Origin of the sequence: uncultured Alistipes sp. (assembly GCF_949296715.1) — a bacterium.
GTDB lineage: Bacteria > Bacteroidota > Bacteroidia > Bacteroidales > Rikenellaceae > Alistipes.
Genome location: NZ_CASFQD010000033.1, coordinates 56,140 through 66,989, shown reverse-complemented (window position 1 = coordinate 66,989; position 10,850 = coordinate 56,140). Strand labels below are relative to the sequence as shown.

The following is a 10,850-nucleotide window of genomic DNA, read 5'->3' as shown; positions in this document are numbered from 1 at the left end:
GTTTTTTTCGTTTTTTTGACATAAAAACAGAGATTAGTAGAAACCGGTTTCTACTAATCTCTGTTTTATCCTCCTAACTGCCAAATATTAAGTCGGTTACATTTTATATCTCCAACCAATTTTGGCATCATTACCTTTTTTCGTGGATGGCGGGAGCAGGGACGTCGGGCACGGCCGGGACTTCGCAGGAGCGGTGCCGCCCCCCCCCGCTGCCGCTTACAGCACCGGCTTGATCTGCGGCGGCTGAATCGTCACGTAGGGCGTGCCGTTGTCGTCGCACGTCGAGACAAGACGCACGGCCTTCACCGGACGGTCGGGGTACAGCGTGATGCTCCCCTGCTCGAGTTCGCCCGCCCGCTCGAAGTGCACGCCGTCGCTGGATACCTCGGCGTAGCCCGTCGTGAGGATTGTCTTCGGCAGCTGGCGGTTGCCTGTCTGGAGGTACATCTCGCGGCAGGTGACCGGCTCGCGGAAGGTGTAGAGCACCCAGTCCTGCCGGCGGCATGCCCGCCGCGTGCGCGACAGGCCCCGGTAGGTCGAGGCGTTCGTGTAGGGGAACTGCGCGCTCTCACCCATCGACGTGGTGATTGTCACTTCGGGACGGATGGTCCGGTAATAGGATTTGTCGGCCACGTAGGGGCTGCGGCCCGTGCCGCGGCGCGAGAAGAAACGGTACAGATGCGGCCGGTCGGTCGGCAGCGGCCGCACGAGCCGGTGCTCCTCGGGCAGGTTGCCTTTGACGTACCACACCTCCGAACCGTCGTCCGTCGTGACGCTGAAGAGCCCGTCGGCATACTTCACCGCGGGCGGAAAGAGCCGGAAGCGGATGCCCATGGCCGTCATGCGGTCGTAGTGGCGGCCGGTCAGTTCGCGGTAGTATGCGTCCCACCCCGCCGAGGGGCCGCCCCAGGCGATGTGCGCAAGGGCGCAGATGCGCGGGAAACACATGTAATCCAGGTAGTCGGGCTTCTCGGGTTCATGCGACACGTAAGCCTCGCTGAAGAAGGTCCCCTCGAACCCTTCGACATGGCGCAGCTGCTCGGCCGTGAAGCCCAGGGCCGCGGGATCGAAGCCGTAGACCTTGCGTGCGTCGAAGATTGCCGCCCAGTCGTGCCCGTCTTCGTGGGGCGACTGCCGCATGTCGAAATAGAAATACTGCCCGGGCATGACGACCGTCCGGTAGCCCTTCGATGTGGCATCGAGGCATGCTGCCGTGCTCTCCCAGCCGTAGACGCGGCTCTCGCGCGTGAACTCCCCGGTGCGCACCGCCTCGTTCCAGACGGCCGGGCGCTTGCCGTGGGCGCGGAGAATCGCCGTCACGCGCTCCATGAAGAGGTCCTCCAGTTCGTGGGGCGTCGTCATCCCCCGTGCGGCCATCAGCGCCCGGCAGTCGGGACACTGCTTCCACTGCGCCATGTCGACCTCGTCGCCGCCCACGTGGATGTATTCCGACGGGAAAAGCTCGCAGATCTCGCCCAGTATATCCTCCAGCAGCTCGTAGTTCGCCTCGCGGGCCACGCACCACGCCGAACGGTAGTCGTAGCCGTTCGTCGAGAGCGTGTCGGGCGGGTAGTTGCAGCGCAGCTCGGGGTGCACGGCCGTGATGGCGCGGCTGTGGCCCGGGAGGTCGATCTCGGGGATGATCTCGATGTTGCGCACGGCGGCGTAGGCGATCATCCCGCGCATCTCCTCCTGCGTGAAGTAGCCGCCGTATTTCTCGCCCCACTTGCCATAGACGGACCGCACGGGCGAATCCCCGCCGCGGAAGCCGCCCACCTCCGCCAGCTCGGGGTGCGAGCGTATCTCGATGCGCCACCCCTCGTCGTCCGTGAGGTGCAGGTGCAGTTTGTTGATGTTGTGGTAGGCCAACAGGTCGATATAACGCTCGACGGCATCGCGGTCGATCCACGTGCGCGCCACGTCGAGCATCATGCCCCGGTAGGCGTAGCGCGGCGCATCCTCGATCCCGGTGCAGGCAATCGTGACGGGCAGCTCGCACCTCCCGGCGTAGACCTCGGCAGGTAGCAGCCGCAGCAGGGCCTGGATGCCGTAGAAGACACCTCCGGCCGTGCCGCCCGCGATTTCGATGCGCTGCGGCGAGACGGTCAGCCGGTAGCCCTCCGCCGCGAGCGCCGGGTCGAGGCGCAGGACGACGGCCTCGTCGGCCGACATGCTGCAGTCGGCGGGTGCCAGGTCGAGGTAGCGGCGCAGGTAGTCGGCCTGCGGCAGGAGCGCGCGGTCGCAGCAGAGCCACATCTGCGGTGAGAGGGTGCAGCTGTCCGGCAGGACACGCTGCCGCACGGGCGTCGGCTGCGAACGGACCGGAAGACTGCCCAGCAGCGCGGCCCAGAGCAGGATTAGAAGACGGAGTTTCATGGCGATGAACGGATTTGTTTCCCACAAAGATACTTTTTTTCGGCGAAAATGCTACCTTTGCACTGTTGTTAATCTGACCGATTTTATGGAAGACAAACGCCTGGAAGCCACGGCACGGCTGCTGGAGGTGATGAACACGCTCCGCCGCGAGTGCCCGTGGGACCGCGAGCAGACCTTCGACTCGCTGCGCAGCAATACCATCGAAGAGACCTACGAACTGGCCGACGCCATCACGGACCACAACATGGAGGGTATCCGCGAGGAGCTGGGCGATCTGCTGCTGCACGTCGTATTCTATTCGAAGCTCGGTGAGGAGCAGGGCGCGTTCGACTTTGCGGACGTGGCCAATGCCCTGTGCGACAAACTCATCTACCGTCATCCGCACGTCTACGGCGACATCCACGCCAACACGCCGGCCGAGGTCAAGGCCAACTGGGAGGAACTCAAGCTGCGCAAGAAGAACCGCCGGAGCGGCACGCTGGGCGGTGTGCCGCGCTCGCTGCCGGCCTTGGTCAAGGCCTACCGCGTAGGCGAGAAGGCCGCCGGTGCGGGATTCGACTGGCAGCGCCGTGAGGATGTCTGGGAGAAGGTCCGCGAGGAGCTGTCGGAGGTCGAGGCCGAGATGAAGGCGGGCCGCAAGGAGGACCTCGAAGCCGAGTTCGGCGACCTGTTCTTCGCGCTGGTCAACGCCAGCCGCCTCTACGGCGTCGACCCCGAGTCGGCATTGGAGCGCACGAACAAGAAGTTCATCCGCCGCTTCAACTACATGGAGCAGCGCGCTGCCGAAGAGGGACATACGCTGCACGAGCTGACGCTCGACGAGATGGAGGCGCTCTGGCAGCAGGCCAAAACAGAAGAGTAACCCATGCGACGAAGAGAAACTCTCGGCCTGCTGGCGGCCGCCCTTCTGCTCCTTGCTGGATGTACCGGCCGACAAGCGGCTGTTGCGACTCCTGAGCCGTTGCCTGCGGGGGCCGTGCCGTTCGTGTACGACCGGCATCTGTACTTCGATGCGCTGGTTTGTGACACGATACCGGCCCGGCTCGTCTTCGACACCGGTGCGACGGGGCTCTACCTCGATTCGCTGTGGCTGGCCAATTCGGGATACAAACCCCGGCAAATGGTCTCCGGTGTCATGAGGGGCGGCGCCGGAACCGACATCACGCATATGCGCATCATCCTGGAGTCGTTGCCGTTGCGGATCGACTCGATGCGGCTGCAAAGCGGTGAGGTCGTTCCCGAAATCGACCTCAAGGGAATTCTGGGGCGGCGGGCCGACGGGATTTTCGGCCAGCAGTTCTTCGATTCGCTGTGCGTGGAGTTCAACCTCCGCAAAGGGCACCTGCGTGCCGTGAAGGCCGATACGCTTCAGACGGCCGGATTCACCCGTTGCGAAGTCGAAAAAGAGGAGTACCGGATTTTTGTGCCGGTGCGGGTCAATCCGGAAAAGGGGCTTGCGGTCGAAGGCCGTTTCCTGCTCGACATGGGCTATCCGGGTACCGTCACCGTCGGATCGTCCGTTGCCCGGCGTGCCGGACTGGAGCGGTTCTCCGGGAAAAAGGCGCCCTACTCCTCCGTATCGGCCGGAATCGGCGGCCGCGGACGCTCGTGGCTCTGTCGTGCCGACTCCGTCGCCGTGGGCGGATACACTCTCGCAGCTGTGCCGGTCGAGGTCTCGGAAAACGAAGCGGGCCTTCTCGCGGATCGGGATTTTGCGGGGCTGATCGGCAACGGCCTGCTCGAACGCTTCGACGTCGTGATCGACTTCGCCTCACCGGCGCTCTATCTGCGCCCTGCGGCCGGATTCCGGAGCCCGTTCCCGTATGAAACGGGCGGCATCAAGCTGATAGACCGGACGGATATCTGCGAGGGATGGATTGTCACGGGCCTTTACGAAGGCATTGCCCCCGAAGGATTGCAGCCGGGTGACGTCGTTGTCACGTGGGACGGCACGCGGCTCAAGGGGCATGCGTCGGCCGACAGCCTGCTACGCCTGCGCGGACGCCACGCCTTCACGGCGGTGCGCGGCGGTGCGGCGGCGGAATACGAAATCGAAGTCGAGGAGATACTGTAAAAACTGTAAAAAAAGATAAACGAAATGGCTCTGATCAGAAAAGTACGCGGGCACGAGCCCGTGATCGGCGAGAACACCTTTTTGGCCGAAACGGCCGTCATCCTGGGCGACGTGACCATCGGCCGCGACTGCTCGATCTGGTACAATGCCGTGCTGCGCGGCGACGTGAACCGCATCGTCATCGGCGACCGCACGAACATCCAGGACGGCGCCGTGCTGCACACGATCTACGACAAGGCGAAGCATCCCTCGCAGACGATCATCGGCAACGACGTCTCGGTGGGCCACAACGCCACGATCCACGGCGCCGTCATCGAGGACAACTGCCTGATCGGCATGGGCGCCACGGTGCTCGACAACGCTCACGTCCCCTCGGGCTGCATCATCGCGGCCAACGCCCTCGTGCTGTCGAACGCACAGCTCGAACCCAACTCGGTCTACGCCGGCGTCCCGGCCCGCAAGGTCAAGGAGATCACGCCCGAGCAGCGCGACGAGATCGTCCGCCGCACGGCCCACGACTACATGCTCTACGCGTCGTGGTATAACGAAGAGGAGTAGCGGCGATGCGCCGGCCGTCGAAATACTCCGATGCGGTGGTGAACCTGCTGGTCGCCGTGGCGATCAGCCTGGTGGTCAACTTCTCGTACCTGATCCTGCTGTTCGTCGAGCAGAAGGGAGGCGAATCCACGCGCGTGCCGCAGGAACGCGTCATGGAGTGTCGGCGCGAAGGCGTCCTGTCCGTCCATCCCGACGGCCACGGCTACCTGATCTATCCCGAAGGCGACAGCGCCTACGTCATGCAGCAGCGCATCCGCCGCCTCGGCCTCGAGGAGGGCGACCGGCTGGTTGTCGACATCGTGCCGCGCCGCGGCAGGGGCGCGCACCCCGTCATGATGGGCGTCCGCATGAAAAACGGCCGGGAATTCGATTACAGTACGCTCTACAACCGTCCTTCGGAGACGGCCCAGCTGCTCATCCAGCTGCTCTACTACCTCGTCGTGTCGTTCGTCATCCTCACGATTCTGACGGCCGCGCGCCGCAACTACTCCACGCGGCGTTTCGTCCGGGGCTGCATCTGGGCTCTGCTTGCCGCCGTGGGGCTCTACTTCATCGCCCCGGTGCCCGACTGGCACACGGGACGCATCGAGTTCAACTTCGTGAGCGGGCGGATGCTGGACTACATGCTGCTGCTCAAGTGTTCGTTCGCCGTCGTGGTCTCGATGCTCTTTGCGCACATCTACGTGCTCATCTCGCAGCGGCAGGCCATCGTCCTCGAAAACGAGCGGCTCAAGAACGAGAACCTCACCACGCGCTACAACATGCTCGTCGGGCAGATCAACCCCCACTTCTTCTTCAATTCGCTCAACTCGCTGGCGATGCTCGTGCGCGAGCGGCAGGACGACAAGGCGCTGACCTACATCGACCAGCTCTCCTACACGTTCCGTTACATCATCCAGAACGGGCAGAGCACGCTCATGACCCTCGGCGAGGAGCTGAAGTTCATCGAGGCCTACGGCTACCTGTTCAAGATCCGCTACGCCGACAAGCTCTTCTTCGATATCGACGTCGAGGAGAAATACCGGGACTGGACCCTTCCGGCGCTGTCGCTGCAGCCGCTCGTGGGCAACGCCGTCAAGCACAACACCATCACCAAGAGCAAACCCCTGCACATCTCCATCCGCACGGTCGACGGCTGGCTCGAAGTGTCGAACCCCAAGGTGCCGAAGCTCGAACCCGAACCCTCGACCGGCATCGGGCTCGAGAACCTGCGCAACCGCTGGCACCTGATCACGGGCCGCGACATCGAGGTCATCGACGACGGCCGGACCTTCACCGTGCGCATGCCGCTGCACAACCCCGCACAGTCATGAAAGCCCTGATTATCGAAGACGAAACCGCCGCCGCGCGGAACCTGCAGGCCATTCTGCGCGACGTGGCCCCCGGTATGGAGGTCGTCGCCACGCTCGAGAGCGTCGAAGAGAGCGTCGAGTGGCTGCGCACGCATGCGCAGCCCGACCTGCTCTTCATGGACATCCACCTTGCGGACGGCGACTCGTTCCGCATCTTCCGCGCCGTGGAGATTACCGCGCCGGTCATCTTCACGACGGCCTACGACCAGTATGCGCTCGAGGCCTTCAAGGTCAACAGCATCGACTACCTGCTCAAGCCGCTCAACGCGGCCGACGTGGTCCGGGCGCTCGAGAAGCTGCGCCGCCTGTCGAGCAGCGAGCGCAGCGACTACGGCTCGCGCGTGCACAGCATGGCGGCGCGGCAGCGCGAGGAGGTCTTCCTCGTGCACGTGCGCGACCGCATCATTCCGCTCGGCCGCGACCGCATCGCCTACTGCTACACCTCGAACGAGCGTGTCACGGCCTGCGACTACGACGGGACGGTCTATCCGCTCGACAAGACGCTCGAGGCGCTGCAGGCGCTGCTGCCCGAGGAGGATTTCTTCCGCGCCAACCGGCAGTTCATCGTCGCGCGCCGCGCCGTGAAGGAGATCGTCGTATGGTTCGGCAGCAGGCTGTCGCTGCACCTGACGGTCGAGACCCCCGAGCGGATCGTCATCTCCAAGGCCCGCGTACCCGAATTCAAGGCGTGGATGCGATCCGTTCACCCCGCCGAATAGGCGTTTTGCCCCGTCATTCGGGCGATTCGACCGGAGCCGTGCTCCGGTCGTTTGTTTTGGCGCTACCTTTGCATCAGGAATCGCGATGACAAGTCAAACGTTCAATTAAAATTTGCACAGTTATGAAAAAGAGAATGATTGCAGCTGTCATGGGCCTTTGCCTGCTGGCAGGAACGAGTGCCTTTGCACAGGATACGAAACCCGCGCCCGCACCCAAGACCCCGCCGACGGCCGAGCAGATCGCACAGCGCCAGACCGAGCGCATGACGCAGCAGCTCGGACTGACGGACGCGCAGGCCAAGCAGGTCTATGAGCTGAATCTCGAGCAGATCAAGCAGATGCAGGCACACCGCGAGCAGATGCGTGCCGCACGCAACGCCGAGGCCGAGAAGATGAAGAAGATTCTCTCGACCGAGCAGTTCATGCAGTGGGCGCAGATGCAGGGGCCCCGTCCGGGCGAGGGCCGCGGTCCGCAGGCCATGCATCAGGGCAAGAATTGTCCGAAAGAGTGTGTGAAGGATTGCCCGAAGGAGTGCAGGAAACACGGCAGAAAAGCCTGTGACAAGCAGCGGCCGCAGAAAGAAAAGGAGTGAGGTTAGGTTTTGCGGCTTGTTGCTGCCGAGGGTGTCAGTCAGGTCGACTGACACCTTTTTTTTGTCGATTCACCACGAAAAACGTACAACCGAGCGCAGAAAATCCTATCTTCGCGTGCGCATTTGTGCGCAATTAAGTATAAGAGTGCACACAAACAATCTCCCATGAAACGAATACTGCTAACAACCCTGTTGACGCTCTTCGCCGCCGCGGCCTTCGCACAGAAGGGAACCGTCACGGCGACGGTGGTCGATGCCGATACCGGGGAGAGCGTGGTCGGTGCCGTGGTAACGCTGACGCCCGACAAGACGCCCGACAAGAAGCTCTATGCGACGTCGGCCTACAAGGGCGCCGTCTCGTTCGCTTCGCTGGCCTACGGCGATTATACGCTGACGGTAGCATTTCTCGGCTACAACGAGTTGTCGATTCCCTTCACGATGGATTCGGCGCGGAAAAACCTCGGTACGCTGAAACTCAAGCCCGGCGTGCAGATCGAGACCGTCGTCAAGGAGGTCAAGGCGCTGCGCACGTCGCAGCGCGGCGATACGGTGAGCTACAATGCCGGCGCCTTCAAGGTGACGACCGACGCCGACGTCGAGGGCCTGCTCAAGAAGATGCCCGGCATCACGGTCTCGGACGGTACGGTCGAGGCCCAGGGCGAAGAGATCAAGAAGGTCTTTGTCGACGGCAAGGAGTTCTTCGGCGAGGACGTGACCACGGCAATCAAGTCGCTGCCGGCACAGGCCGTCGACCGCATCGAGGTCTACAACAAGTTGAGCGACGCGGCCGAGTTCTCGGGCATGGACGACGGCGAGGGCTACAAGGCCATCAACATCGTGACGCGCGAGAACATGCGTCAGGGACAGTTCGGCAAGCTCTATGCCGGATTCGGCTACGATGCCGACACCCAAACGGAGGAGCGCTTCAAGTACATCGCGGGCGGCAATGTCAACATCTTCAACAAGGACAGCCGCATCTCGGTCATCGGGCTCTTCAACAACGTCAACCAGCAGAATTTCTCGTTCGAGGACATCTTGGGCGTTTCGGGCAGCACGGGCGGGCGCCACGGCGTCGGTCAGTACATGGTGCGGCCCCAGAGCGGTGTGGCGACGGTCAACGCCATCGGCGTGAACTACTCCGACACGTGGGGCAAGCGCGACCAGGTGTCGTTCCAGGGCAGCTACTTCTTCAACAACACGCGCACGACGAACCGTTCGACGACCGACAAGTGGTACGAGGCCCCGATGGCAATCGACACCCTTTCGACGAGCGGCTACTCCGACACCAAGGCCTTCAACCACCGCTTCAACGCCCGTTTGGAGTGGAAAATCTCGGAGAACCAGAACCTGATGGTCCGTCCGAGCTTCAGCTACCAGTCGAACGACCCGCTGAGCACGACGCTCGGCTGGCAGTACGGCGAGAGCGGCTACAGCCGCACAAACAACTTCAGCGACGCCCTGCGCGACGGCTACAACCTGCGGACCTTCGCCATCTACCGCGCCAAGCTGGGCAAGGACGGCCGCACGATCACCGTCAACGGCAACGTCAACTATTCGAACAGCACGAACAACTCCGACTCGTGGTCCAACCAGCTGGGCTTCCTGCCCGACCGGCCCGTCTACGACCCCGAGACGGGCGCCTGGGACCCCGAGGCCTATACCGAGCTGCGCTACCTGCGCAACCTGGCCCCCTCGAGCAGCTATTCGCTGCGCGGCGAGTTCACCTACACGGAGCCCGTGGCCAAATATGCGCAGGTGAGCCTCCAGTACCGGGCCAACTTCGAGCATCAGGAGCGCGATACGCGGTCGTATGTCACCGGTGCGGACTTCTCCATCGCGGGGCTGACGCCCGATCCGATGCTTTCGAACTCCTATGAGAGCAACTACACCACGCAGCGCGTGGGTCCGGGATTCCGCTATTCGAAAAACCGCAACACCTTCGTGGCGAACGTCTACTACCAGCGCTCGGCCCTTGACGGGCAGGTCACGCGCGGAGAATCCGAGCGCATACGCCACACCTACGACGACTTCACCTACTTCATGATGGGGCAGCTGAACGTCAACCGCGAGAACTCTCTGCGTCTGTTCATCACCTCCTACACGGACAATCCTTCGGTCACGGAGCTGCAGAGCGTCTTCGATGTCTCCGACGCACAGAACATCTCGCACGGCAACCCCGACCTGAATCCCTCCTATACGCACCGCGTGAATTTCCACTACACGAACTCGAACGTCGAGAAGGGGCGCACCTTCATGTGGATGTTCTCGATGCAGGCGACATCGAACTACAACGCCACGCACCTCGTGCAGTCGCCCGGCGCCATGGAGATCGGCGGCGAGACCTACACGCCGAACTACTATTCGACGCAGGTCAACCTCGACGGATTCTGGGAGCTGCGCACCCACATGAGTTACGGATTCCCCATCGGCTGGCTCAAGAGCAACTTCAACGTCATGGCGGGCGTGACCTATACGCAGACCCCGAGCATGCTGGGCGGCACGGTCGATTCCGCGACGGGCATGATTACGGGCGGCGAGCGCAACGACAGCAAGAACATGGGCTACGACTTCCACACCGTGCTGGGCAGCAACATCTCCGAGAATGTCGACTTCACCCTCTCGTGGCACGGCACCTACAACGAGGCGACCAACTCGTTGAGCGCCGCCGACACGAAGAACCGCTACTTCAACCACACGGCGCGCGGCGACCTGAAGGTCGTCTTCCCGCTCGGCTTCACCTTCACGGCAAGCGCCGCCTACACGCAGTACGTGGGCTTCACGAACGACTACGAGGATTCCTACCTGCTTTGCAACGTCTACATCGGCAAAAAGGTCTTCCGCAACCAGCGCGGCGAGGTGATGATCGGTGTGAACGACCTGTTCAACCAGAACCGGGCCTTCGTCCGCACGACGGGCTCGGGCTGGACGCAGAACGCCATGAACAGCGTCATCGGCCGCTACTACATGGTGCAGTTCAACTACAACCTGCGGCTGTTCGGCAAAAAGGGATCGCGCAACATTCAGGATTATGACGGAGTAGAGCCTCCGCGCCGCCGTCCCGGCATGCCGCCCCCGCCTCCGGGCTTCGGCCCGAGATAGCCGCGGCCGGAGCATCCGGACATGAAAGGAGGGACGTCGGAATTACCGACGTCCCTCTTTTTGTTGGCTTCCGCGTCCG

General features: G+C 62.8%; 8 protein-coding genes. 7 read left to right on the top strand and 1 reads right to left on the bottom strand.

The window, feature by feature from the left end; all coding sequences use genetic code 11:
• Positions 1-216 precede the first annotated feature (216 nt).
• The gene (locus tag Q1Y33_RS05305) at positions 217-2,376 is read right to left on the bottom strand and encodes a beta-N-acetylhexosaminidase (RefSeq protein ID WP_300798706.1); all 2,160 of its coding nucleotides are present in this window, start codon (positions 2,374-2,376) and stop codon (positions 217-219) included.
• A gap of 85 nt (positions 2,377-2,461) precedes the next feature.
• On the opposite strand from Q1Y33_RS05305, the gene mazG reads away from it, so the two are divergent.
• From mazG to Q1Y33_RS05270, 7 genes are all read left to right on the top strand, one after another.
• Positions 2,462-3,238 carry a nucleoside triphosphate pyrophosphohydrolase gene (gene mazG / locus Q1Y33_RS05300; protein ID WP_300798705.1) on the top strand — a complete coding sequence of 259 codons (777 nt, stop codon included), beginning with the start codon at positions 2,462-2,464 and terminating at the stop codon, positions 3,236-3,238.
• A gap of 3 nt (positions 3,239-3,241) precedes the next feature.
• A complete protein-coding gene (locus Q1Y33_RS05295; protein WP_300798704.1) occupies positions 3,242-4,450 on the top strand; it encodes a retropepsin-like aspartic protease in 1,209 nt (402 codons plus the stop codon).
• Between the two features lie 24 nt (positions 4,451-4,474).
• Entirely contained in the window at positions 4,475-5,008 is a 534-nt protein-coding gene (locus tag Q1Y33_RS05290; protein WP_300798703.1) for a gamma carbonic anhydrase family protein, read from the top strand.
• A gap of 35 nt (positions 5,009-5,043) precedes the next feature.
• Positions 5,044-6,321, top strand: coding sequence for a histidine kinase (locus Q1Y33_RS05285; protein ID WP_300798702.1), 1,278 nt, complete (start codon positions 5,044-5,046; stop codon positions 6,319-6,321).
• Complete coding sequence (locus Q1Y33_RS05280) at positions 6,318-7,079, top strand: LytTR family DNA-binding domain-containing protein (protein WP_300798701.1); 762 nt, start codon at positions 6,318-6,320, stop codon at positions 7,077-7,079. The genes Q1Y33_RS05285 and Q1Y33_RS05280 overlap by 4 nt, the downstream gene beginning before the upstream one ends.
• Positions 7,080-7,201: 122 nt before the next feature.
• Positions 7,202-7,672: a DUF4890 domain-containing protein gene (locus tag Q1Y33_RS05275; protein ID WP_300798700.1), complete on the top strand. Its 471-nt coding sequence runs from the start codon at positions 7,202-7,204 to the stop codon at positions 7,670-7,672.
• Between the two features lie 165 nt (positions 7,673-7,837).
• Positions 7,838-10,771, top strand: a complete 2,934-nt coding sequence (locus Q1Y33_RS05270) for a TonB-dependent receptor (protein ID WP_300798699.1) — start codon at positions 7,838-7,840, stop codon at positions 10,769-10,771.
• Positions 10,772-10,850 lie beyond the last annotated feature (79 nt).

What these genes read in the sequence shown, in the direction of transcription:
- Q1Y33_RS05305 (WP_300798706.1), bottom strand. Translation starts at nt 2,376, where the DNA reads ATGAAACTCCGTCTTCTAATCCTGCTCTGGGCCGCGCTGCTGGGCAGT.
- mazG (WP_300798705.1), top strand. Translation starts at nt 2,462, where the DNA reads ATGGAAGACAAACGCCTGGAAGCCACGGCACGGCTGCTGGAGGTGATG.
- Q1Y33_RS05295 (WP_300798704.1), top strand. Translation starts at nt 3,242, where the DNA reads ATGCGACGAAGAGAAACTCTCGGCCTGCTGGCGGCCGCCCTTCTGCTC.
- Q1Y33_RS05290 (WP_300798703.1), top strand. Translation starts at nt 4,475, where the DNA reads ATGGCTCTGATCAGAAAAGTACGCGGGCACGAGCCCGTGATCGGCGAG.
- Q1Y33_RS05280 (WP_300798701.1), top strand. Translation starts at nt 6,318, where the DNA reads ATGAAAGCCCTGATTATCGAAGACGAAACCGCCGCCGCGCGGAACCTG.
- Q1Y33_RS05275 (WP_300798700.1), top strand. Translation starts at nt 7,202, where the DNA reads ATGAAAAAGAGAATGATTGCAGCTGTCATGGGCCTTTGCCTGCTGGCA.
- Q1Y33_RS05270 (WP_300798699.1), top strand. Translation starts at nt 7,838, where the DNA reads ATGAAACGAATACTGCTAACAACCCTGTTGACGCTCTTCGCCGCCGCG.